This window comes from Bradyrhizobium sp. CCBAU 53421 (genome assembly GCF_015291625.1).
Classification (GTDB): domain Bacteria; phylum Pseudomonadota; class Alphaproteobacteria; order Rhizobiales; family Xanthobacteraceae; genus Bradyrhizobium.
In genome coordinates, this window is sequence record NZ_CP030047.1 from 4,040,238 (window position 1) to 4,062,798 (window position 22,561).

Sequence of the window (22,561 nt, forward strand, 5' to 3'; positions counted from 1 at the left end):
CGCACCGTGGAATCTCGAGATTCCGGGTTCGATGCTGACGCATCGCCCCGGAATGACGGTAAACCGGCTACTCCGCCGCCTCCGAAACGGGGCGGAAATTCGCAAAATCCCAGCCGCGTCCGGGTGCCGCATCGAGCAGCGCGCGGGTATAGGCCTGCTGCGGATTGGTCAGCACCTCGGCCGCCGGTCCCTGTTCCACGACGCGGCCATGTTGCATCACGGCGACGTCGTCGCAGATCTGCGCGGCGACGCGCAGATCATGCGTGATGAACAACAGCGCGATGCCGAGCCGCCGCTGGATCTCGTCGAGCAGATTGAGAACCTGCGCCTGCACCGAAACGTCGAGCGCGGACACCGCCTCATCCGCTACCAGCACGTCGGGATCGAGCGCCAGGGCACGCGCGATCGCGATGCGCTGGCGCTGGCCGCCGGAGAACTGGTGCGGATAGCGCGAGATGGCGTCGGGCGGCAGATGGACGAGCTCGAGCAGCTCGCGGGCCCGCGCCAGCGCATCCTTGCGCGGCATGCCGTAATTGATCGGGCCTTCGGCGATGCTCTCGCCGACGGTGACGCGCGGATTGAGCGAGCGGTAGGGGTCCTGGAAGATGATCTGGATCTTCTGGCGATGCGGCTGCAACAGCCGGCGCGACAGGTCGGATATCTCGCGGCCGGCGAGCCGCACCCCGCCCGAGGTCGGATCGATCAGGCGGACGATGCAGCGCGCCACCGTCGATTTGCCGGAACCGCTTTCGCCGACGATGCCGAGCGTGCGGCCCTTGCGCAAAGTGAGCGTGACGTTGCTGGCGGCGGCGACCTCGCGGGCTTTGCCGTACAGCGACCGCTCCCGGTAAACCTTGCTGAGCTCGTTGGCCTCCAGCACCACCGGCTCGGTCGTCTCCGGCCGCGGCGCGCGCGGCACGAGGCTCGGCACCGAGGACAAGAGGTTGCGGGTGTACTCCATCTTCGGAGTGCGCAGCACCTCCTGCAGGGGGCCGGCTTCGACCAGCCTTCCGTGCCGCATCACCGCAACGCGGTCGGCGATCTCGGCCACCACGCCCATGTCGTGGGTGATGAACAGCACAGCCGTGCCGTGATCGCGTTGCAGGTCGCGGATCAGCGTGAGGATCTGCTTCTGGGTGGTGACGTCGAGCGCGGTGGTCGGCTCGTCCGCGATCAGCAGCTTCGGTTCCAGCACCAGCGCCATCGCGATCATGATGCGCTGGCGCTGTCCGCCCGAGAGGCGGTGCGGGTAGGAGGAGAAGATGCGTTCCACGTCGGGCAGCCGCACATGCTCCATCATGGCCAGAATCTTCCGACGCCGCGCGCGGGAGTCGAGATCGGTATGGGCGCGCAGCACCTCGTCGATCTGGCGGCCGACCGGCACGACCGGATTGAGCGCGGTCATCGGCTCCTGGAAAATCATCGCCATCCGCGTCGCGCGCAATTGCCTTAAGCGCCGGTCGGTTGCGGTGAGCAGTTCCTCGCCGACCAGCTTGACGCTGCCGCCGGAGGGCACCAGCGTGCCCTTCTGCTGCAGGCCCATCACGGTAAGCGAGGTCACCGATTTGCCGGAGCCGCTTTCGCCGACGAGGCAAAGCGTCTCGCCTTCGCGCACCTGCAACGACAGGTCGTCGATGATGCGGTGCGCGTCCGCCTTGCGGCCGAGACCGACGACGAGGTTGTTGATGTCGAGGACGACGTGGGAAGAGTTGGTATTGGTCACTTGCCCTCACGCTGCTTCATGCGGGGATCGAGCGCGTCGCGGGCGGCGTCGCCGATCAGGTTGACGCTGAGAATGGCGATCGAGAGCAACAGCCCCGGCCAGAAGATCAGCGACGGCTTGACCTGGAAATAGGCGCGGCCCTCGGCCATGATGTTGCCCCAGGTCGGCGTTTCCGGCGAGATGCCGGCGCCGAGGAACGACAGGATCGCCTCGGTCAGGATCGCGGATGCGCAGACATAAGTGCCTTGCACGATCAGTGGCGCTATCGTGTTCGGCATCAGATGCCGCCACATGATCTTCGGCAGGCTGGAGCCGAGCGAGATCGCGGCCTCGACATAGGGCTCCTCGCGCGCGGTCAGCACCACCGAGCGCACCAGCCGCGCCACGCGCGGGATCTCGGGGATGGTGATTGCGACCATCACGGTCCAGATGCTGGCGCCGGACAGCGACACCACGGCGATCGCGAGCAGGATGGCGGGGATCGCCATCAAGCCGTCCATCACGCGCATCATCACCGCGTCCACCCAGCGGAAGAAGCCGGCAACGAGGCCGATCAGCAGCCCGATTGCGATCGAGCAGACGGCGGCGCCGAGCCCGATCACCAGCGAGATGCGCGAGCCGTAGATGATGCGCGACAACAGGTCGCGTCCATAGGCGTCGGTGCCGAGCAGGTATTGCGCGCTCGCCGGCTTCAGCCGCTGCGCCGGCGTCAGCAAGAGTGGATCATGAGGCGCAAGGAGCGGCGCGAAGATCGCCATCAGGATGATCAGCACGAGGCAGATCGTCGCAACCGCGATGATCGGCGTCGAGGTGAGGAAGCCGAACTTGACGCGGAACGGCCGGGTGACGGGGATGGTGGATTCGGGAAGGGTTTCGATCGCCATTGCTCAGTACCGGATACGAGGATCGAGCAGGGTGTAGGCGAGGTCGATCAACAGATTGACCGCGACATAGATACCCGATGTCAGGAGGATCATGGCCTGGATCACCGGATAGTCTCGCGCCAGCACCGCATCGACGGTGAGGCGGCCGATGCCGGGCAGGTTGAACACGCTCTCGGTGACGACGACGCCCGAGATCAGCAGCGCGAAACCGGAACCGATCACGGTGATGACCGGGACCGCGGCGTTGCGCAGCGCATGGCGCAGCAGCACGCCGGTCTCGCCGATGCCCTTGGCACGCGCCGTGCGCACGAAATCCTCACCCAGCACGTCGAGCATCGAAGCCCGCGTCATGCGCGCGATCAGCGCGACGTAGATGAAGGAGAGGGTGCAGGTCGGCAGGATGATGCGCTCGAAGAACGGACCGAAGCCGGCCGAGATGCTCTTGAAACCCTGCACAGGCACCCAGCGCAGATCGATCGCAAACACCTGGATCAGCACATAGCCGATCACGAACACCGGGACCGAGAAGCCGAGCACCGAAAGCCCCATCACGAAGCGGTCGATCCAGGTGCCGTGCTTCCACGCCGCGATCACGCCGAGCGGCACCGCGACCAGGATCGAAAGGACGATGGTGGCGAGCGCAACCGAGATCGAAGGCTCGAGGCGGGGGCCGATCATTTCGAGGATCGGCTTGTTCGAGATCAGGGAGACGCCGAGGTCGCCGTGCAACAGCTTGGCGACCCAGGTGTAGAACTGGATGTAGATCGGCTCGTTAAGACCGAGCGAGGTGCGGATGCGATCGAGCTGTTCGGGCGTCGCATTGTCGCCGGCGAGGATTGCAGCCGGGTCACCCGGCGTCAGCCGCAGCAACAGGAACACGAACAGGGCCACCACGCCCATCACGGGAATGGCGGCGAGGATGCGGCGAAGCAGATAGCCGAGCATCGCTGCTATCTCCTGCCGTCAGAGGGTGCGAAGCGAAGGCTGGGCCGCATCATACTCATGGTGTCCCCGTGATGTGTCTCATGCGCTTCTGCGTCTTGTCTCAAAGGCAGCGCGAACGTGATGAATTTGCAGGCAAATACTGTGCCAATGGCGACGTTATATCAAGGCGCGGTTCGGGCCGTTGGAGGCCTCCTCTGGTTTGAAGCTGCTATTTCGAATTGCACTTGTCGTCGTGTGCCACCGACCTGAGACGACAAGTTCATTCACGCTCTCATCACGCCGCACCAATTGGCGACGAACAGTGCGATGCTCTGCGTTGTCTTGCGAAGACTGTCGAGCTCGACACGTTCGTTGAACGCATGCGGGCCGACACCGTAAGGACCATAGCAAAGGGCAGGGATGCCGTAATCGACGCAATAGTAGCGGGTGTCGTTGACGGCCGTAGACAGGCGCTCCTGCATTGGAGCCTGGAAGATGGATTGATGGGCTGCCGACAGCGCTGCTTCCGCTTCGCTGCCGGGCGCGCACACCGCGGCGTCCGCCTGGAAGCCGCTCCACACGAGCTCGGCCGGATTGTCGGACAGGAAGTCGTCGGCCTTGTGCGCCTCGGCCAGGCATTCCTCGATGCCACGCATCGCCTGCTGCGGCGTTTCGCCCGGCAACAGGCCGAGCCGGCAATCCAGCTCGCACCACGCCGCGGTCGAACTGGCCCAGTCGCCGCCCTTGATGATCCCGACGTTGAACTTGATCGGGTTCTTGACGCTGCGGAACCAGCTATTGTCGAGCGCCCGCGCATTGAGCGCCTTGGTGTAATCCTGGAACGCGCGCACCAGATGCATCGCCGACAGGATCGCGCTGGTGCCGGACTCGGAATAGGCGACATGCACCGGCGTGCCGCGGACGCGCAGGCGAAACCAGACGGCGCCGACCTGGGCGCGCGTCAGCGTGTGTCCGGTCGGCTCGGGAATGAGGCAGGCGTCGGCGCGATAGCCGCGCATCAAGGTCGACAGTGCGCCATTGCCGGTGCTCTCTTCCTCGGTCACGGTTTGCAGATGGACGCGTCCGCCCGGGGCATAGCCGGCATCGCGGATCGCATCGAGCGCGAAGATCATCGCCGAGACACCGGCCTTCATGTCCTGCGCGCCACGCCCGAACATCCAGCCGTCGTGCACGGCGCCCGAGAACGGCGGCTGGTCCCAAAGGTCGGCGGGCCCCTCCGGCACCACGTCGATATGGCCTTGCAGGATCAGGCTGCGCCCGCCGCCTTTGCTGTCGCGCGTCGCAACGACCTGCTGCGATCCGGCAAGATCGATGCCGTCCATCGGTGCAGCCTTCGGATGGCTCATCAGGTTGACGTCGGCGAGGTTGAACGTATCGACGTCGTAGCGGCGCCTTGCTAATTGCTCGGCCAGCCAGTGTTGTTGCGGCGCTTCCTGTCCGCGCAGGCTGCGGAACTGCACCATGCGCGACAGGAACGCGACCTGATCGTCGAAGTTTCGATCGACGGCCGCGCAGAGCTCTGCGGCAATCTGATCTGGCTTGGTCAACGTCCCGGTTGTCATGTCGCGCCTTTCGTGGAGCCCGATGCGTGGGAGCGAGCGTTGATCGTTTCGGGAATGTGGCGCACCGTGTTGATGCGCGTGCCGGTGGCGAGGATGCGTATCGGTCCGCCGAAGAGATCGGCGCCGGCACACGTGACGTCCGTAATGTCGCGCCGGGCCGCAATGCCATGCGTGCCCGCTACCCCCATGCGCATTGTCCCCTCCCGCGCTGAAGCGTTTTTTCCCATCATGACGCTAGTCGTTGTCATGCGGCGATTCTCAGCGAATTCCGACTTGGCCACACGAAAATACGCACATATTCTTCCTCATCAGCGGGATAATTAGGGGAAAGCTGCACGGGCAGTCTCGTTCGCCTCGACCTGCGACGGCACCATTGAGGGCGTGTCGAGGTCGCGCCAGTCGTCGATCGCCCCTGCCACCATCTGTGCCGTCGCAGCCGACAGCGTCCAGCCGAGATGACCGTGGCCGGTGTTGTAGAACACGCCCGGAATCCGTCCGGCGCGAACCACCGGCATCATGTTCGGCATCATCGGGCGCAGGCCCGCCCACGGCACGACCTTCGAGGTGTCGATGCCCGGGAAATGGTGCCGTACCCAATCCACCAGCGGCTGGATGCGGTCGGCGCGGATGTCTCGGTTGAAGCCGTTGAACTCGGCCGTGCCGGCGACGCGGAAGCGATCGGCGCCGAGCCGGCTGGTGACGATCTTCGCGGCCTCGTCGAGCAGGCTGACGGTCGGTGCGGCGTCCCGGCTTTGCGGCGCATCGAGCTGCACGGTGATCGAATAGCCCTTCACCGGATAGACGTTGACGCGGTCGTTGAGCAGGCCGGCGAAGTGGCGGCTCGCGACCCCGGCGCAAATCACGATGCCGTCCGCCCGCAACTCATGTCGCGTCGCGACCTCGGCATCGTGCGAAGCGGCTTGGTTCCAGCCGATCCGGAATCCGCCATCGTCACGCGCGATCGCGTCGACGTCGGCCTCATGGACGAAGCTCGCGCCGCGGCGGACGCAGGCGTCGGCGAGGCCGCGCGTGAACTTGTGGATATCGCCGGTCGCGTCCGACGGCGTGAAGAAGCCGCCATAGCAGGTCGTCTGCAGCGCGGGTTCGATGCTGCGGATTTCATCCGCCGTCACCGGCCGGCGGTCGAGCCCGCCTTGCTGCAGCAGCGCGTTGACGCGCAGGCCCGCCTCGAAGCCGGCCTTGTCGTGATAGACGTGCAGGATGCCGCGGCGTTCGAGATCGAAGGCGATGTTCTCGCGCTGGGCGATCGAGAACAGATGCTTGCGCGCTTCGATTGCGAGCCGCGTGGTCTCGATGGTGTTGCTGCGATAGCGCGTGATGCTGCCGACGAATTCGCCGATCCAGGAATATTTGTGCCAGCTCGGCTTCGGATTCATCAGCAGCGGCGCGTCGCTGCGCAGCATCCAGCGCAACCCCTTGAGAATGGTCGCGGCGCTGTTCCACACTTCGGCGTTGCTGGCGGAAAGCTGTCCGCCGTTGGCGAACGAGGTTTCCATCGCGGCATAGCGATGCCTGTCGAGGACGGTCACCCGGTAGCCGCGTTCGAGCAGGGCATAGGCCGTCGTCACGCCGGTGATGCCGGCGCCAATGATTGCGATGTGAGGCATGGTGGTCTTCAGGCTCCCGTGGGTTAGAGTCGCCGAACCGCCGGTGAAACCGGTTGTTTCGACGCCCCATCTGTCACGGTACCTGAGAGCTTGATCCGCATCGGGCGTGAGCCCGACGGCGAACTATCCCCTTCGGTGGACGTCACGGCCGTTTCCATTTGGCCATGTCCGTCTCTCTCCAGATCGTCCTGACGATACAGTCCTTTTGCCTGAGAGTTTCCGGGGCGGTTGCTCCGTCGGCGCCGAAGCAACAACACGAATGTTGTCGCTTCGATCTCTCCCGCATCGTCGCGTTGGACGGCCGGACCGTAGGCGAAGCCTCAAAATTGAACAAGGCTAAATTTCGATCCGGCAGTGCCAACGTGTTGTGCAGTGCAAATCAACCTTAGTCGAGCGTTGCGAGCAGTGCGGCCATCAGACGGCCGCGCTCGGCAAGGCTGTCGACTTCGATATGTTCGTTCAAAGTGTGGGCGTCGGCACCGCGGACGCCGAGGCCGTCGAGGGTAGGGATGCCCATCGCGCCGGTGAAGTTGCCGTCGGAGCCGCCGCCGGCGCTGCCGTGCGGCAAATCAAGACCCATGTCGGCGGCGAGACGCTTCGCCTTTTCATAGAGCGCCATGGTGCCGGCATCCGGCTCCCACACCGGGCGCGTGACGCCGCGCGTCACCTTGAATGTCACGTCATTTGCGGTGCCCGACAGCGCCAGCATGCGCTCCACGCCGCGATCGAGATCGGCCTGGCGCTTGGCCATGCTGAGCGCTTCGCCGGTGCAGGTCGTTGCGACGCAATTGACCCATTGGCCGCCATGCACGATGCCGACCGAGAAGGTGCAGTCCTCGGTGGTCATGCCGTCGATGGCGATGATTTGGCGAGCCATTTCGCGGATCGCGGAACGGCCGGACGACAGTGTCGCGCCGGCATGGCTCGGCTTGCCAATGGCTTCCAGATTGAAGCGCGCGATCGCGTAGCGTCCGGTGACGACGCCGTTGTTCGGCCGGCCGGGCTCCGGCACCAGCACGTATTTGTTGCGTGCGGCTTCCGCCTCGATGATGTCGCGCGTCGATGGCGTGCCGACCTCTTCATCGGGCGTGAACAGCACCGTGATCGGCAGCGGCGTCGTGAAGGAGGCGCGTGCCAGTTGCCGGATCGCCTCGATCGACAGATAGTTGCCGCCCTTCATGTCGAAGATGCCGGGCCCGAAGCACTTGTTGCCTTCGCGCCGCCACGCCAGCTTTTCGATGGTGCCGACCGGGTGCACGGTGTCCAGATGGCCGGCGATCAGGATGCCCGGCTGGCCTTGTTTTGGATGGGGAAAACGGGCGCGGACGCAGCCGGCAAAGCCCTGGCGTCCCGCGATGCGTTCGATCGTCGCACCCATGATCGCCATCTCGCGCGCGGCGAGGCCGAGCATGCGCTCGACCGCGGCCGCATCCCATGTCGGGCTCTCGCATTCCACCCAGCTGCGCAGCCCCTGCAGCATCGCTTCGGAATCAAAGGGAAGATTGGCGGGGTTCATGTCTTTTCTCTCTTGTTGTTTGTTCGCGCCGATACGCGTTCGCGTGCCATACGAAAAGCTCGGGCGACGACTTTGTAAAGTCAAATGCGCTGCACCCGCCGTTCATTCGTTCGTATACGTTTGATCCCGCCCGAAACCGATTGACGCGCATTGCGCTTGATGCAAGTCTCGATTTCACAAGCCATACAGCATGTTAGTTCGCCTAAATAACGAACCGCATGCATAACGAATAAGCCGGCTTTGACCAGTTACACGTCAGGAGAGAATTGCATGTTCCCTATCTCGCGTTGGAAGCGCCGCACGCTCGCGGCTGCGTTGTCGGCGCTTGCGCTGTCATTCGCACCGCACGAATTGTCGTTTGCGCCGCCGGCCATGGCCGCGGACAAGACCATCACCGCGGTGATGCATTCGGATCTGCGCGTCATCGATCCGATCCTGACCACGGCCTACATCACGCGTGACCATGGCTACATGGTTTACGACACGCTGGTGGCGACCGACTCCAACTTCAAGATCCAGCCGCAGATGGCGGACTGGAAGGTGTCGGACGACAAGCTTACCTACACCTTCACGCTGCGCGATGGCCTCAAGTGGCACGACGGCACGCCGGTGACCGCCGAAGACTGCGTCGCGTCGCTGAAGCGCTGGGCCAAGGTCGACGGCATGGGCCAGAAGCTGATGGACTTCACGGCGAGCCTCGAGGCCACCGATGCGAAGACGATCACGCTGAAGCTGAAGGAGCCCTACGGCCTGGTGCTGGATTCGATCGGCAAGCCGTCGTCGCGCGTCGCCTTCATGATGCCGAAGCGGCTGGCCGAAACGCCGCCGGACAAGCCGATCCCGGAGCAGATCGGTTCGGGCCCGTTCAAGTTCGTGCAGGCCGAATTCCAGCCGGGCGTGAAGGCGGTCTATGTCAAGAACAAGGACTACGTGCCGCGCAAGGAGCCGGCGAGCTGGACCGCGGGTGGCAAGGTCGTGAAGGTCGACCGTGTCGAGTGGGTCACGATGGCCGACGCGCAGACCGCGATGAACGCGCTGCAGTCCGGCGACATCGATTTCCTGGAGAACCCGTCGTTCGACATGTTGCCGATCCTCGAAGGCGACAAGGACCTGAAGGTCGAGACGCTGAACAAGTTCGGCTTCCAGACCCTCGGCCGCATGAACTTCCTCTATCCGCCGTTCGACAACATCAAGGTTCGCCAGGCGGCGCTGATGGCGGTCAACCAGAAGCAGGTGCTCGACGCGCTGGTCGGCAATCCCAAATATTACAAGACCTGCGTCTCCTTCTTCATCTGCGATACGCCGTTCGCGTCCGAGATCGGTGGCGAGACGTTGTTGAAGGGCGGCGACATGGCGGCGGCCAAGAAGGCGCTTGCCGAGTCGGGCTATGACGGCACGCCTATCGTCATCATGGCGCCCGGCGACGTCACCACGCTCAAGGCGCAGCCGGTCGTTGTCGCCCAGCAACTGCGCGACGCCGGCTTCAAGGTCGATCTGCAGGCCACCGACTGGCAGACCGTGGTGACCCGCCGCGCCAGCCAGAAGGCGCCGAAGGACGGCGGCTGGAACATGTTCTTCACCAACTGGGTCAGCGCCGACGTCTCCAACCCGATCGCCAACCTCTCGATCGGCGGCCAGGGCAAGAATGGCGGATGGTTCGGCTGGGCCGAGGATCCGAAGATCGAACAGCTCAAGGATGCCTTCGTGCGCGCGCCGTCGCTCGACGAGCAGAAGAAGATCGCGGCCGATATCCAAAAGGAAGCCTACGAGCAGGTCATCTACATTCCGCTCGGCCAGTATCAGGGCCCGAGCGCCTGGCGGAAGTCGCTGAGCGGTGTGCTCGACGGTCCAGCGACGCCGATCTTCTGGAACATCGACAAGTCCGAGTAAGCTTGCGGCTTGACGCAACACGTGTGGCCGGGACTCGTCCCGGCCATTTTTCGTTTTGCGGCATGACAAATTGATGCGCGACTGGTTCGGCGACGGCAGTCGCTAGTTTACGTGACCCGATTTGGCGTTGCCCGCGCTCGACAGGCTCGAGAGCTGCGTCTGTCCGACACTGGCGCCGTTCATCCAGACCATTGCTCCCGCGGCAAACGCCAGCAATCCGTACAGCACGACCGAGCCGCGAATCCATCGCCGGTAGACCGCGCGCTCGTCGGGCGTCGCATCGCGGAATTTCTGTGCATTGAGCCCGTTGCTGCAATGAGCTGCGTCGTCGCCGTGCTCCAGAAGCGAAGCGCCATGATCCGGCGCGGTAGTGCCGACAATCCGATTGCGACCGGCAATCCGATTGCGATCCGCAATCGTCATCGCCTATCTCCAATTCATTGATCTCGAAATGCGAGGGCCGCGAAATGTGCGGCCGGAATTTTCCAACACGCCAAGACTAGCACGGCCGGCGATCACGGCGTGTGAACCGCGCCACAGCCGGAAGACACGATGAGGTGATGCGCGCACCGTGATATCGCGCGCGCGTCTGCCCAGCCGGTCGGCAGGCGCTGGCATGCCAATTCGGCCGCGGGGGCGGTCTTAAGGTTCCCGTCAGCATTGCGTCGTAACCTGACCACCAGTCTGTGTACCTACCGCGACGGGCCCATGGCCGACGACGACAACAGGCCCGCACCGGCCAGCGCGCAACAGCCAATACCGACCGAGAAGCGGCGTGCCGGCGCGCGCCGCCGCGTCCTCAAGTCGGGCGCGATCGAGTTCGGCAATGAAGCGATCGCCTGCACAGTCCGCAATCTCTCGCCCCAGGGCGCCTGCGTCGAAGTCAACTCGCCGCTGTGGTTTCCCGACCGCTTCATCCTCGGCGTCGATGGCCAGCGGTGGCCGTGCCGTATCGTATGGAAGAAGCAGAAGCGGCTGGGACTGGCGTTCGATTAGGGCGCGATGCCCGGCGCGCCACGCCGATTTGCACGAACAGTTGTCGTCTATTTCACAAACTACTCAAGGTTACCGGGGTAATGTCCTGCGCGGTTTCGGCGCCGCCCTGGGATGCACGCGCTCGCCGTGCACAGGCGGTGTCGATTTTTTCGCGCCGGTGGATTCACCCAGCCTCGGGGAAATTGTGATGACCATCAACGTCAAGGCTTACGCGAACGCCGATGATATCCTGATCGCCTGGCAGCCGGATGCCTGGTCGAACGACTGGGTGGGTTTCCAGCTCGAGCGGCGCAACAACATCACGCAACAGACGACCATACTGTCCAACCGCATTCCGCCGCAGCCCGGCGAGAAGCCGGTGGCGGACGCCGGCATCTCCTCGACGCAATCGCCGTTCCGGCGCTGCATCTGGACCGATCACAGCGTCGTCGACACCGACAACGTCTCCTACCGCGTCACCGCGATGAAGAACGGCGCGAGCGGGACGTTCACGCCCGATGCCGCCTCGGTGTCGGCCTGGACGACGCCGGCCGTCGCTTCGGGCGATGCGGGCGGCGGCTTGTCGGCCTATTTCAACCGCGGCACCCTGATGTCCCAGATCGTCAGCCGCTTCGTGAAGGGTGATACGTCCGACGACTCGCTGCGCAATTTCGTCAAGGGCCTCTCAGATCCGGCCAATCAGGCGCGGCGCTATCTGTCGGGCGATGCCCTGCACGAGATCCTGGCCTTCCTGCACGATGCCGACCTCCGCGGCAGCCAGGTTCATGCCGCCATCTACGAGATGAATGACGAGGAGCTGGTCGGCGCGCTGAAGCCGTTCGGCAGCCGCGGCAACGTCCTGCTCGGCAATGGCAGCGCAACCAAGCCCAACATCGCGGGCGAGCTCAGTGGCGCTGGGCTTGCGGTCAAGCATCGCGATCTGTCGAATGCGGGCAGGTCGTCGCCCAGCGTCCACAACAAGTTCGTGGTCGAGAGCGACGCGCATGGCAATGCCATCCGCGTGCTGACCGGCAGCACGAACTGGACCACCACCGGTCTGTGCACGCAGCTCAACAATGTGCTGATCATCGAGAACGCGGTGATCGCCAGGCGCTACCTCGATCAGTGGGGCAAGCTGGTCGCCGCGGGCAACGCCATGCCGCCGGCCCTGAAGACGTCGAATTCCAGTCCGACCAGCGACAGCAACATTTCGGTCTACTTCGCCGCGACCAACGGCGAGGCGGAGTTCACGCCGGTGCTGGACCTGATCAAGAACGCCAGGGACGGCGCGCTCTTCCTGATGTTCATGCCGGGTCAATCGCCGCTGCTGGAGTCCCTGCTGGAGCGCGCACAGCAGAACGACATCTATGTCCGCGGCGTGGTGTCGACCATGATGGCCAGCAAGAACGGCGACATCGTTTCGGTCGGCGGCGAGGTGGTCAAGTCGGGCGCGCCGAAGCAAACCTTCCACGACGACGTCCAGCTGCCGCATGGCGTCAGCGCAAGCAACGAACCCTCATGGGCCGACGTCGAGTTCAGCGTCCAGCAGATACGCAACGCGGGGATGATCGCGATCGTTCACTCCAAGACCATCGTGATCGATCCGTTCTCGGACAATTGCGCCGTCATCACCGGATCGCACAATTTCTCGGTCGCCGCCTCGGAGAAGAACGACGAGAATCTCGTGATCATCCGCGGCAACAAGCAGCTGGCCCAGGCCTATGCGCTGCACATCAACGGCGTCTACGACCATTATTCCTGGCGCGGCTATCTCGGCAGCGGCGGCAATCCGGACCAGATCTATTCGCTCGACGGCTGGAAGCCGGGCGGCGGCAAGGAGCAGGAGCTGGATTTCTGGATGGAGGAGCCGGTGCCGCCACGCCCGACGCGTAGTGGCGGTGGCGGCGGCGCGGCGCAACAGCCCGCCGTGGCTCGTGCGGCGTCGACGAAGAAAGCCGTCAAGAAAGCTCCGAAGAAATCGGTGAAGAAATCAGCCAAGAAGTCCGCAAGGAAATCTGCCAAGACGTCAGCCAAGACATCGGCGAAGAAGGCGAAGGCCAAAAAGCCGGCGAAGGCCGCAAAGGCAAAGAAAGCAAAAGCCAAGACGGCGAAGAAGGCCAAGGCCAAAAAAGCCAAAGCCAAGAAGTAAGAGGGGCCGCACGACAGGCTGGTGCGGGCGGTGGGACTCGAACCCACATGACGTTGCCGTCGAGGGATTTTAAGTCCCTTGCGTCTACCAGTTCCGCCACGTCCGCGTCGTTGATTTGGATAGCGTTTTCGACTTTCCACCGCAAATGTTTTGCAGATTTTCCTTCGCGTTTTGCAAAATCTGTTCACGATGCGTCCTTAGTGAGACGCTTAAACGCTCTGGTGATGTTGGCCTCTGATTCGACGTGGCGGCTGTAGTGCGCGCCCATGCGCTCCGACTTGTCGGCCGCGCGGGTCTGTCTTGGCGTCGCGATCTTTAGCGTCACCATGCTGGTTGCGGTGGTGACGAGCATTCTCATAATCAGTTAGGAACCGGCCATCGCTCCCCTAGTTGTCCGCACGTTCAGGTGCTGACCCCCGTCCGGCGACACTTGAATGGTCAACTCGAAACGGTCTCAGTGCCCCACAGTCGCTGGGGCCGTTTTCGTTTTGGGAACAAGTGGTAATCAGCGGAGTTAGCCGACTAATAATATGTGGAGATCGCGGCGCGCGCTGGGCGACCACCGCTGCAACGGGACGGGGCATCCGAAACGACAAGGCCGCCTGTTGGGCGGCCTATGGTGATCGAGATCGAGGGAGATGATCCAGCGCCGGTCATTCCCGCTTTATGGTTCCGTCGTGGCAATTTTCGCGATATCGGCCGCAGTTGTTGTTGCCTTCGACGCCGAGTTCTTCTCGGTACATGCAGGCATCACGCAGCCACTCGCAGTTGAGATGAGGGGTCGAGGGCGCACACGATTTGCGAAACTTAATGCAGTTATCGTCACCTTCGCCAAGTTCGTCTTTCATTTCGCACGCCCGCAGCAAGTCGCGGCAATCGCCGCCTTGTGGCGTCGTCGCATTTGCGGTGAGCTGACCATCCACACCGGCCAACATGGCGAGTGTTGTTACGATCCTGAACCCAATGATCACCCGCCTATTTGGACTCACGCCCATCTTGATTTTCGGCTCCTGCAAATGAGAACGGTCGCAGTCAGCGACCGTTCCTAAGCTCGGGGCTTTCCCCGGCTGCAAGGGCGTGGATCGTTCAAGCAAACGGCCCGCTCGATGGCGGGCCGGTGGTCGAGATCGAGAGAGGAGGGGGCGGAGTGCTGCGCCGGCCGCGCAAGCATGCGGGCCTGACTCTTCGCATCGAACACCGGCGTCCCGTGCTCGTCGCCCATAGTGAACCGGCTTTTCCGGTACGGATGGCGGGGTGCAGGCCGCCTCTCAAGGCGTCGAGCCGGCGCGCGGCGTTGTGTCGTCACTCGCCCTGGACCTACCGGCGATCAGCGCGAGCCGGTTATCAATCCCAGCCTCGGTTCGGCGCATCTGGATTGCTATGAGCCGGTGGTTCATCGTGGACTCATGCAACTCGACCAGCAATCGTTCTTCGGTCTCGGTCCAGCTCTTGAATCTGTTCGCACGCATTCGCCACGCTCCGACTGCGAGCGATGATCGCTAATTCCCGAAACCTCGGAAAAAAAATTGCACGAGAGGATGTCCGACACGCAGCGACCCCGTCTTGCGGCGGGGCTTTGGCGGGGTCGCTTGGCTCCGCGCAGGGCTTCATGGGGGGCATGCGAAAGCCCACGCAGGAACAGCGGCAGTCTACGCCCAACGTCGGGACGAGTTTATTGCTCAAACGAGGCACTCCGTTTTCTCAGAACGGAACGGCCTTCTGATCGTCAGCCAGGCCCCGGACCGCCAAGACAAATAGGGTGTTCACAAGATCACCACACAAGCCGCCACTGCGAGAGTCAGCGCCAGCAAGAACAGCACTATGTGCGACGTCCGGTCATTCATTGGGATGTCATCTAAACATTTCTAACTGACATCAGCCTTACGGCTGTTCCGATATGCGGTTTCAAGAACGGCAGGCTTACCCACACGCTTGGGACATCAGCTGGGACATGGTGTGACATCCGTGACATCGGACATCGGAATCGCCGAGAATTCTGCGGGACATTCGTGTGTCGCCGCATGTCACGTTTGGAGAGATCAGGGCCGCTGGACATGACGTCGCGGGCGCTAAGGCGCCGCTCCGATGTCGCGACGGGCGTGTTATTATCTGAAGCCATGTCCGACAGTGCTCCTACACTGTCTGACGGTGCCGGTGATGACGGCTGGTCACCGTCTTCTCCAACAAGCCCGAAAGGGGTCAGGAAGCCTCAGCCTCATCGCTGAGGCCTTTTGATTCCTGGACCTCCGATGTAATCATCACCGCTTCACTGCGGATATCGATTCCCGAATTACCGAATTGGTGAATGGGCGCGATGGTTTTGCAGATGTCGTCGTTTTCGATCGTTATCGATCGTGGAATTGGGCGATGTTTTGCTGGAAGGTCGAATGATTTCAGCGTGTGCGTCTACCAGTTCCGCCACGTCCGCATTGCGCCAGGCGCGCCGATTGCTAGCGCGTTTGCCGGCGGAGTGGAATTGCCACTATCCGCTGCTAACAGCTGCGCTTTCAAAGGCTTAACCTGTCCGTTGCAATTCCATTTGCCTCGGCGGCCGGGCATTGGGATAAGCAGCGCGCCGCCGCGATTGAGCCTCAATCCGGACACCGGCGGCTGCTTTAGGCAATCTCAACACTGTCGGACTAAGAAACCTGAATGTCTGTTCGTCTCCCACGCCGCCCAAATCCGTTGCGCGCGGCAGCCATCGTTGCGCTGTTCGCCTCGGCCGCGGGCGTTTCCGGCTGCGCACAGATCGGCGAGAGCGTGCCCTCGGCGTTCGCCGATCCCGCCAAGTACGATCTGTATGACTGCAAGCAGCTCGAGACCGAGCGCAAGGGCCTCGCGGCTCGCGCGACGGATCAGGAAAAGTTGATGGCCAAGGCGGAGACCGGCGTCGGCGGTACCGTGGTCTCCGAGATGGTCTATCGCAACGAGCTGATCGCGATCCACTCCCAGCAGAGGCTGGCGGAGCAGGCCTGGCGCGCCAACAAGTGCCACGAGAGCCCGCCGGACACTCCGGCGGCCGCACCCGCAGCCCCGACGCCGGCGGCGAACGGTCCGCGCGCGCCGCGAGGCCTCATCCACTGAATACCCGCCTCGTAACGGGCGATTGCTTGTCGCGCACGCAAGCCGCGTCCGGCCGATCTTTCAGGCGCGCCAGTCGTAAATCCAGTCCTGCCGCGCCAGCATGCGCTGTGGACCGATGGCGCGGATCGCGAGATCGCGCGCGATCGCCAGGGGTCCGCTCAAATGATAGATGCGGCCTTGCTGCCGCGCCAAGCGCTGTACCTTCAGCACGCGCCCGCGCCGCATCCTGGCGTAGCGCTTCAGCGCGTCGGGAATGCCTGCGGTGTTTTCGCCGGTGCAATCGGCCAGGGCCTTGGCGAGCACGGCCGCATCCTCGATCGCCATGCCGGCGCCTTGCGCGGCAAACGGCAGCATCGCATGCGCGGCATCGCCGAGCAGCGTCACCGCGCCTTCGCTCCAGCGGCCGATGTCGGGCAGGGTGAACAGCGCCCATTTGCGCCAGCCGTCGACCGCGCCGATCAGCATCCGCGCCGTGGCCGGCCAGCGCGCCGTGCCGAACGCGCCCTTGATCTCGTTGACGTCGCCCGGCGCGCTCCAGCCCGGCCGGTTCCAGGTGCCCGACACGATCGCGACCACGTTGACCTGGCGCCCGCCCGAGATCGGATAGGCCACGAGATGCGCGTCCTGCCCCATCCACAGTTGCACGCGCGGCGCGGTGTATTCGCGCGGCAGGGCGGTTGCGTCCAGCGTGCCGCGCCAGGCGATCAGGCCGGAGAATTGCGGCTGCACATCCGGAAACAAATGCCCGCGGACCGACGACCAGATGCCGTCGGCGCCGATCAGCGCAACGGCCAACTCATCCTGCCGCGCGTTGCCGCGCCGCTGCACCACCGTGAGGCCCTTGGCATGCTTGGTCACGTCTTCGAACTGGCAGCCGAGCCGCAGATCGATATCGGGATGGGCGTTGACGGCGGCCTGCAATGCGGACTGCAGATCGGCGCGGTGGATCACCCAATAGGGAGCGCCGGCGCGGAACTCGGCGGCTTGGCCGAGCGGCATCCGCGCGATCTCGCCGCCGGCCCGCGCGCTCAGGATGTTGACGGAGTCCGGCGTGACCGCACGCCGCGCCAGCGGTTCCTTGAGCCCGAGCTCGACCAGGATGCGGCTCGCATTGGGAGAGAGTTGGATGCCGGCGCCGGCTTCCTCGAGCCGCTCAGCCTTTTCCAGCACGACGACTCGAAAGCCCTGTGCCGCCAGTGCGAGCGACGCGGTCAGTCCTCCGATCCCGGCGCCAGCAACGATGACGGTTCGCGTCAGCGCCACGGAGCGGTCAGGCGACCTTGTCTTTCAACACACATTCCGGCGGCCGTGCTTCGCCGGCAGCAAGGTCGGATGCGAAGCGGTAGAGCGTCGAGCAGTACGGGCAGATGATCTCGTTGTCGTTGCCGAGGTCGAGGAACACGTGCGGATGGTCGAACGGAGGGTTGGCGCCCACGCACATGAACTCCTGCGACCCGATCTCGATCACCGAGACACCGGCATCGTTATGGAAGTGCGGGACGACGTGGTCGGACATATTCTCACCTTGGTGGCAACGACGGGCGGACGCAATCAACAGCATGCGGCATTGCGAAATGCCGCGCACCATACTGGCGGGAACAGTTGATTCCTAGAGCCCCGATGGCTCATTTGCTCATGCAAATTCGACACAATCTTGTCGTCCCAGAGAAGCCCTTCTTTGGTCGGAGCCGTTGTGTCGCAAAAACGGCACACTATTTCCAAGGCACGAACTGAACAAGGCGAATTAAACTTGAGGTTTCAAGGGGAATGAACGGGGTGCGCCTCAGTTTTGCGATGGCCGGCCTGGCAGCGAGCGCTGCCGTGGGCGCGGCGATCTGGCCGCACGCCCGGGACGCCGGCACGGTGCTGTCAGCGCGGAACGACCCGGCTGCGCTCGCCGACCTCAGGCTCAATTCCGTGCTGCGCAACAACCCGGCGTTGATATCTGAGAATATCGAGGCGGCACTCGCCGCGGGAGATGCCGATCTTGCGACGAGCTTCGTCGCGCTCGCAGGCGAGAAGAACATTGCGCTCGGCGATGAACTCACAAAGCGCGTCGACGACGCGCGCGCCGAGCAATCGTCCACCACGCATTTCGCCAAGGGGTTCGCCACCGGCCTCGTGACCGGCAATGCCGACGATGTCGCGAGCCTGTCCGGCACGGTCGCAGGCGACCTGTTCGTGTTCGGTGACGTCAGGGACGTCGTGCGCGAGAGCAAGCATCTCGTGATGGGCGAGGACACCGACCAACTGGTGCTCGGCCTTGCGGCCGCCGGGCTTGCCGTGACCGCGGCGACCTATGTGTCGGTCGGCGGCGCCGGGCCGCTGCGCGCCGGGCTGACGCTGGTCAAGGATACCCGCAAGGCGGGACGGCTGAGCGAGGGGATGATCGAATGGGCCGGACGCTCGACCCGTGAGGTGGTCGATCAGCCGGCGCTGCGCGAGGCAGTCGCATCGGGCTCGGTGCTGCGGCCGGTGGAAACCGCAACCGCGATCCGCGCGGCCTTCCGCGCCGAGAAGGCCGGCGCGCTGGTGCGCGTCGCCAAGGATGTCGGGCGCATCGGCGAGGCGGCCGGGGTTCGCGCCGCGCGGGACACGCTGAAGGTCGCGGAGAACCCGCAGGAGATCGCGCGCGCGGCCCGCATCGCGGACGTCAAGGGCGGCCAGACCCGCGCGATCATCAAGCTGCTCGGCCGCGGTGCGCTGCTGCTTGTCGCCGGCACATTCAATCTCGCGATGTGGTTGTTCGGCGCGCTGCTCGCGCTGTTCGGCTTCCTGTCGTCGATCAAGGCCACCACCGAGCGGGCCACTGCATGGTGGCTCAGGCGAAGCAAGGCGCTGCGCCTGAAGCGCCAGATGGCCGCCGCAGCTACCTTGGCGAGCATGCCTGCCCAGGGCTAAGCTTGCGGTCGCCGGTCGATCGCAACTCCAAAATCCCAAGTCGCAAGAAAACAAGTCCCGAGAAAAAACGGAATCGATGATGCCGAGCTTCCATCACGGCGATGTTGAAATTGCCTATGTCGACGAAGGTGCGGGCGAGCCGATCGTGCTGGTGCACGGCTTTGCCTCGAGCAAGAACGTCAACTGGATCTATCCGACCTGGGTGTCGGAACTCGTCAAGGCTGGCCGGCGCGTGATCGCGCTCGACAATCGCGGCCACGGCGAATCCGCCAAGCTGTACGATGCCGCGCAGTACGAGATCGCGATCATGGCAAGCGACGTGATCGCGCTGATGGATCATCTCGGCATCGCGCGCGCCGACATCATGGGCTATTCGCTGGGCTCGCGGATGACGGCGATCCTGGCGCGCGAAAATCCGGATCGGGTGCGTTCGGCGATCCTTGGCGGCATCGGCATCGGGCTGATCGAGGGCGGCGGTCCCGGCGAGGCGGTCGCGCTGGCGCTGGAGGCGCCGTCGCTCGACGACGTCACCGATCCGGTCGGCCGCACCTTCCGCGCCTTCGCCGACCAGACCCGCTCCGACCGCCGCGCGCTCGCCGCCTGCCTACGCGGCTCGCGCCGGCTGATGACGCGCGAGGAGGCCGCCGGCATCGGCGTGCCGGTCCTGATCGCGGTCGGCAGCAAGGACGAGATCGCCGGCTCGGCGTCAGCGCTCGGCCGGATCATTCCGGGGTCGCAGGTGCTCGACATTCCGAACCGCGACCACATGCGGGCGGTCGGAGACAAGGTCTACAAGACCGGCGTCATCGACTTCCTGTCGCAACGAATATAGCTCGTCGGGATCGTTCCCGGCATCGTCCTTGGCGAAGGCGCGGGCGGCCGCGATCAGCACCACGAAGGTCGCAACCCACACCATGCGCGCGCCGTAGCGGTCGTGCGGCCCCGAGATCACGCCGCAGACGGCGGCGTTGCCGAGCAAAGCGAGCGTCACCGTGCCCGCCAGCAGCGTCAGATCGTCGAGCCGCCGCTGCCACAGTCCGCGGCCGAACACGATCACGACCAGCAGCATCGAGGCCAGCGCGACCGGCACGTGGATGCGGTTGATCGCGGTGAAGTCGAGGTGCCACTGTTGTTGCCGTGCGGCGCGCATCGGCGCGAGCTGCCTCGGAATATAGCGCTCGATGATACCATAGGTATGCGGGATCCAGCCCGAGGAGCCTTCGCCGGTCGCGACATGCACCAATTGATCGGCGGTTGCCGTCAGCGCCGCCTTGGCCTGCCATTCCGGATATTCGGCGAGCGAGCGCACCACGATGTGGCCCATCTCGTCATTCAGCCCCTGGAAGCGGCCGAGCGTGTTGAACATGCTGTGGCCCCACAGGAAGTCGTCGGCGGTCGGCGGCAACTCGTCGCGATAGGGGCAGAGCTTGAGGTTCTCCGTCGCGCAATGATCGCGCAGATATTGCGCGACGATGCCATCCTGCAGCATGCGGCCGAAGGCGACGCCATAGCCGCCGGGTGTCCAGGCCAGCTGTCCCGACAGCGCGAAGTTCGCCGCCAGCAGCATCACGGCGCCCGTGACGATGGTCAGGCTGCCCTGCACGAGCCCCGCGACCGGGACGCGGCGGCCGAGCCACGGACGCAGCATCCAGCCGACGCAGCACAGGCCCAGCAGCACCGCGAGCGTCGCGCTGTGCGTGGCGGCGGAAAACGCTGTGAATCCGAACAGCACCGTTTTCTCGAGGGTCGAGATCCTGTCGCCGTGCAGGACGAGGATGAAGAGCGCGAGCACCGAGAGGCCGGCAAAGATATCGGTCAGCAGCATGCTGGCGAGCCAGGGCAGGGCGGTGGTGGCGATCAGCGCAAGGCTGATCGCGATCAGCCGGACCGGCCGGGCGAGGTCGAGCATGCGCAGGGTCAGTTGCAGGATCCACAGCGTCGCCAGGGTCTGGATGCCGAGGTTGAGCCAGAAGCCCGACGTCTCACCGACATGCAGGTAGATGCCGAACACCGTGGACCGGCTCGGCACCAGATAGCCCTCGTACCAGCGCGCCAGATAGCCGCCGGTATCCCATTGGAGCAGCGGATAGCCGTTCCAGAAGGCAGGGGCGAGCAGGAGGAGGGGAATGGTAATGGTGGCGACCCAGACCGACCGTGCATCGGTCAGACGGGCACGTAAACTGCGGGTATTGATGACGTTTCCCCCTTTTATTGGGGCCGACCATGCCCAAAACCACACCCGCGACGAAATCCGTCAATAGTTGCAGAAGCACGGCTTGATTTCGGCAAAATCCCGACCAATTCCCCTAGACGTCGGCCCGAGGGGGCGTTCGGCTGGGGTTTACCGTACCGAGCCTTCCCGGGACGCGCTGGGTTCACCGTGCTATAACGCACATCAGAACAACCGAATTGCGAGAGCAGCTATGGCAGTTCATCAGGTCAATCCGCAGGGGAGCAAGCTGGCGGCGCTCGATCCGATCTGGGATCGAATCCGCGGCGAGGCGGAGGACATCCTGCGGCGCGAGCCGGAACTCGCATCCTTCATCTATGCGACCGTGCTGCATCATGAGCGGCTGGAAGATTCGGTGGTCCATCGCATTGCCGAGCGGCTCGATCACGCCGCGCTGTCGGGCGACCTGATCCGCCAGACCTATGGCGAGGCATTGCGCGACGAGCCCGATATCGGCAACGCCTTCCGCGCCGATCTCGTCGCCGTCTATGACCGCGATCCCGCGACCTCGCGCTTCATCGATCCGTTGCTCTACTTCAAGGGCTTCCACGCGCTGCAGACCCATCGTCTCGCGCACTGGCTGCATCAGAAGGGCCGCAAGGATTTTGCCTTCTACCTGCAGAGCCGCTCGTCGGCGGTGTTCCAGACCGACATCAATCCGGCGGCCCGGATCGGCCGCGGCATCTTCCTCGATCACGCCACCGGTTTCGTCTGCGGCGAGACCGCGGTCATCGACGACGATGTCTCGATCCTGCATGGCGTCACGCTCGGCGGCACCGGCAAGGAGAACGAGGATCGCCATCCGAAGATTCGCCACGGCGTGCTGATCGGCGCCGGCGCCAAGATCCTCGGCAATATCGAGATCGGTCATTGCGCGCGCATCGCGGCGGGCTCCGTTGTGGTCAAGCCGGTGCCGCACAACGTCACGGTCGCGGGTGTGCCGGCGAAAATCGTCGGCGAGGCCGGCTGTGCCGAGCCGTCGCGCACCATGGACCAGATGCTCAACGCGATCGGGCTTTGATTTCACTCGCTTTCTGATCGGCGGCGCGCTTTTGCGTGTGCGCAACATCACGT

General features: G+C 64.2%; 19 protein-coding genes, 1 tRNA gene, 1 pseudogene and 2 riboswitches. Of the genes and pseudogenes, 8 read left to right on the top strand and 13 right to left on the bottom strand.

Features of this window, described 5'->3' with window-relative positions; genetic code table 11:
• Positions 1 to 67: 67 nt before the first annotated feature.
• The 7 genes from XH92_RS19100 to XH92_RS19130 form a co-directional block, all read right to left on the bottom strand.
• On the bottom strand, positions 68 to 1,723 hold the full coding sequence (locus tag XH92_RS19100) for an ABC transporter ATP-binding protein (RefSeq protein WP_194460570.1): 1,656 nt from the start codon (positions 1,721 to 1,723) through the stop codon (positions 68 to 70).
• Positions 1,720 to 2,607, bottom strand: coding sequence for an ABC transporter permease (locus XH92_RS19105; RefSeq protein ID WP_194460571.1), 888 nt, complete (start codon positions 2,605 to 2,607; stop codon positions 1,720 to 1,722). Before XH92_RS19105 ends, XH92_RS19100 begins: the two co-directional genes overlap by 4 nt.
• A 3-nt stretch (positions 2,608 to 2,610) precedes the next feature.
• Positions 2,611 to 3,552 carry an ABC transporter permease gene (locus XH92_RS19110; RefSeq protein WP_194460572.1) on the bottom strand — a complete coding sequence of 314 codons (942 nt, stop codon included), beginning with the start codon at positions 3,550 to 3,552 and terminating at the stop codon, positions 2,611 to 2,613.
• A gap of 263 nt (positions 3,553 to 3,815) precedes the next feature.
• Positions 3,816 to 5,114: an ArgE/DapE family deacylase gene (locus XH92_RS19115; RefSeq protein ID WP_194460573.1), complete on the bottom strand. Its 1,299-nt coding sequence runs from the start codon at positions 5,112 to 5,114 to the stop codon at positions 3,816 to 3,818.
• Entirely contained in the window at positions 5,111 to 5,308 is a 198-nt protein-coding gene (locus tag XH92_RS19120) for a hypothetical protein (protein WP_194460574.1), read from the bottom strand. Before XH92_RS19120 ends, XH92_RS19115 begins: the two co-directional genes overlap by 4 nt.
• Before the next feature lie 126 nt (positions 5,309 to 5,434).
• Complete coding sequence (locus tag XH92_RS19125; RefSeq protein WP_194460575.1) at positions 5,435 to 6,742, bottom strand: D-amino acid dehydrogenase; 1,308 nt, start codon at positions 6,740 to 6,742, stop codon at positions 5,435 to 5,437.
• Between the two features lie 68 nt (positions 6,743 to 6,810).
• A riboswitch (glycine riboswitch) is annotated at positions 6,811 to 6,926 on the bottom strand.
• A gap of 3 nt (positions 6,927 to 6,929) precedes the next feature.
• Positions 6,930 to 7,035: riboswitch (glycine riboswitch) on the bottom strand.
• Positions 7,036 to 7,127: 92 nt separating this feature from the next.
• Positions 7,128 to 8,258 carry a M20/M25/M40 family metallo-hydrolase gene (locus XH92_RS19130; protein ID WP_194460576.1) on the bottom strand — a complete coding sequence of 377 codons (1,131 nt, stop codon included), beginning with the start codon at positions 8,256 to 8,258 and terminating at the stop codon, positions 7,128 to 7,130.
• 270 nt (positions 8,259 to 8,528) lie between these two features.
• Here XH92_RS19130 and XH92_RS19135 point away from each other — a divergent pair, with 270 nt between their 5' ends.
• Positions 8,529 to 10,148: an ABC transporter substrate-binding protein gene (locus tag XH92_RS19135; protein WP_194460577.1), complete on the top strand. Its 1,620-nt coding sequence runs from the start codon at positions 8,529 to 8,531 to the stop codon at positions 10,146 to 10,148.
• 102 nt (positions 10,149 to 10,250) lie between these two features.
• On the opposite strand, the gene XH92_RS19140 is transcribed toward XH92_RS19135, so the two are convergent.
• Positions 10,251 to 10,571 carry a hypothetical protein gene (locus tag XH92_RS19140; RefSeq protein WP_194460578.1) on the bottom strand — a complete coding sequence of 107 codons (321 nt, stop codon included), beginning with the start codon at positions 10,569 to 10,571 and terminating at the stop codon, positions 10,251 to 10,253.
• 285 nt (positions 10,572 to 10,856) lie between these two features.
• Here XH92_RS19140 and XH92_RS19145 point away from each other — a divergent pair, with 285 nt between their 5' ends.
• Entirely contained in the window at positions 10,857 to 11,144 is a 288-nt protein-coding gene (locus XH92_RS19145) for a PilZ domain-containing protein (protein ID WP_194460579.1), read from the top strand.
• A 187-nt stretch (positions 11,145 to 11,331) separates the two neighbouring features.
• Positions 11,332 to 13,272: a phospholipase D-like domain-containing protein gene (locus XH92_RS19150; RefSeq protein ID WP_194460580.1), complete on the top strand. Its 1,941-nt coding sequence runs from the start codon at positions 11,332 to 11,334 to the stop codon at positions 13,270 to 13,272.
• 19 nt (positions 13,273 to 13,291) lie between these two features.
• Here XH92_RS19150 and XH92_RS19155 read toward each other — a convergent pair.
• Positions 13,292 to 13,378: transfer RNA gene (locus tag XH92_RS19155), tRNA-Leu, on the bottom strand.
• 78 nt (positions 13,379 to 13,456) lie between these two features.
• Positions 13,457 to 13,624: a hypothetical protein gene (locus XH92_RS19160; protein WP_194460581.1), complete on the bottom strand. Its 168-nt coding sequence runs from the start codon at positions 13,622 to 13,624 to the stop codon at positions 13,457 to 13,459.
• A gap of 286 nt (positions 13,625 to 13,910) precedes the next feature.
• Here XH92_RS19160 and XH92_RS19165 point away from each other — a divergent pair, with 286 nt between their 5' ends.
• Positions 13,911 to 14,321, top strand: coding sequence for a hypothetical protein (locus tag XH92_RS19165; protein WP_194460582.1), 411 nt, complete (start codon positions 13,911 to 13,913; stop codon positions 14,319 to 14,321).
• Positions 14,322 to 15,924: 1,603 nt separating this feature from the next.
• Positions 15,925 to 16,356, top strand: coding sequence for a twin-arginine translocation pathway signal (locus XH92_RS19170; protein WP_194460583.1), 432 nt, complete (start codon positions 15,925 to 15,927; stop codon positions 16,354 to 16,356).
• Positions 16,357 to 16,416: 60 nt separating this feature from the next.
• Here the strand turns inward: XH92_RS19170 and XH92_RS19175 are convergent, their stop codons facing one another.
• Entirely contained in the window at positions 16,417 to 17,619 is a 1,203-nt protein-coding gene (locus tag XH92_RS19175; protein WP_194460584.1) for an FAD-dependent monooxygenase, read from the bottom strand.
• Between the two features lie 7 nt (positions 17,620 to 17,626).
• Positions 17,627 to 17,872, bottom strand: coding sequence for a zinc-finger domain-containing protein (locus XH92_RS19180; RefSeq protein WP_018272338.1), 246 nt, complete (start codon positions 17,870 to 17,872; stop codon positions 17,627 to 17,629).
• Positions 17,873 to 18,123: 251 nt separating this feature from the next.
• On the opposite strand from XH92_RS19180, the gene XH92_RS19185 reads away from it, so the two are divergent.
• Both XH92_RS19185 and XH92_RS19190 read left to right on the top strand, forming a co-directional pair.
• Positions 18,124 to 19,257: a hypothetical protein gene (locus tag XH92_RS19185; RefSeq protein WP_194460585.1), complete on the top strand. Its 1,134-nt coding sequence runs from the start codon at positions 18,124 to 18,126 to the stop codon at positions 19,255 to 19,257.
• A 79-nt stretch (positions 19,258 to 19,336) separates the two neighbouring features.
• Positions 19,337 to 20,089, top strand: coding sequence for an alpha/beta fold hydrolase (locus XH92_RS19190; protein ID WP_194460586.1), 753 nt, complete (start codon positions 19,337 to 19,339; stop codon positions 20,087 to 20,089).
• Positions 20,090 to 20,107: 18 nt separating this feature from the next.
• On the opposite strand, the pseudogene XH92_RS19195 reads toward XH92_RS19190, so the two are convergent.
• Positions 20,108 to 21,496, bottom strand: a pseudogene (locus tag XH92_RS19195) (hypothetical protein); the annotation flags it as partial.
• Between the two features lie 184 nt (positions 21,497 to 21,680).
• On the opposite strand from XH92_RS19195, the gene cysE reads away from it, so the two are divergent.
• Positions 21,681 to 22,508 carry a serine O-acetyltransferase gene (gene cysE / locus XH92_RS19200; RefSeq protein ID WP_050406402.1) on the top strand — a complete coding sequence of 276 codons (828 nt, stop codon included), beginning with the start codon at positions 21,681 to 21,683 and terminating at the stop codon, positions 22,506 to 22,508.
• Positions 22,509 to 22,561: the final 53 nt, after the last annotated feature.

What these genes read in the sequence shown, in the direction of transcription:
- XH92_RS19180 (WP_018272338.1), bottom strand. Translation starts at nt 17,872, where the DNA reads ATGTCCGACCACGTCGTCCCGCACTTCCATAACGATGCCGGTGTCTCG.
- XH92_RS19105 (WP_194460571.1), bottom strand. Translation starts at nt 2,607, where the DNA reads ATGGCGATCGAAACCCTTCCCGAATCCACCATCCCCGTCACCCGGCCG.
- XH92_RS19160 (WP_194460581.1), bottom strand. Translation starts at nt 13,624, where the DNA reads ATGCTCGTCACCACCGCAACCAGCATGGTGACGCTAAAGATCGCGACG.
- XH92_RS19165 (WP_194460582.1), top strand. Translation starts at nt 13,911, where the DNA reads ATGATCCAGCGCCGGTCATTCCCGCTTTATGGTTCCGTCGTGGCAATT.
- XH92_RS19115 (WP_194460573.1), bottom strand. Translation starts at nt 5,114, where the DNA reads ATGACAACCGGGACGTTGACCAAGCCAGATCAGATTGCCGCAGAGCTC.
- cysE (WP_050406402.1), top strand. Translation starts at nt 21,681, where the DNA reads ATGGCAGTTCATCAGGTCAATCCGCAGGGGAGCAAGCTGGCGGCGCTC.
- XH92_RS19135 (WP_194460577.1), top strand. Translation starts at nt 8,529, where the DNA reads ATGTTCCCTATCTCGCGTTGGAAGCGCCGCACGCTCGCGGCTGCGTTG.
- XH92_RS19120 (WP_194460574.1), bottom strand. Translation starts at nt 5,308, where the DNA reads ATGCGCATGGGGGTAGCGGGCACGCATGGCATTGCGGCCCGGCGCGAC.
- XH92_RS19145 (WP_194460579.1), top strand. Translation starts at nt 10,857, where the DNA reads ATGGCCGACGACGACAACAGGCCCGCACCGGCCAGCGCGCAACAGCCA.
- XH92_RS19170 (WP_194460583.1), top strand. Translation starts at nt 15,925, where the DNA reads ATGTCTGTTCGTCTCCCACGCCGCCCAAATCCGTTGCGCGCGGCAGCC.
- XH92_RS19110 (WP_194460572.1), bottom strand. Translation starts at nt 3,552, where the DNA reads ATGCTCGGCTATCTGCTTCGCCGCATCCTCGCCGCCATTCCCGTGATG.
- XH92_RS19150 (WP_194460580.1), top strand. Translation starts at nt 11,332, where the DNA reads ATGACCATCAACGTCAAGGCTTACGCGAACGCCGATGATATCCTGATC.
- XH92_RS19190 (WP_194460586.1), top strand. Translation starts at nt 19,337, where the DNA reads ATGCCGAGCTTCCATCACGGCGATGTTGAAATTGCCTATGTCGACGAA.
- XH92_RS19140 (WP_194460578.1), bottom strand. Translation starts at nt 10,571, where the DNA reads ATGACGATTGCGGATCGCAATCGGATTGCCGGTCGCAATCGGATTGTC.
- XH92_RS19185 (WP_194460585.1), top strand. Translation starts at nt 18,124, where the DNA reads ATGAACGGGGTGCGCCTCAGTTTTGCGATGGCCGGCCTGGCAGCGAGC.
- XH92_RS19130 (WP_194460576.1), bottom strand. Translation starts at nt 8,258, where the DNA reads ATGAACCCCGCCAATCTTCCCTTTGATTCCGAAGCGATGCTGCAGGGG.
- XH92_RS19125 (WP_194460575.1), bottom strand. Translation starts at nt 6,742, where the DNA reads ATGCCTCACATCGCAATCATTGGCGCCGGCATCACCGGCGTGACGACG.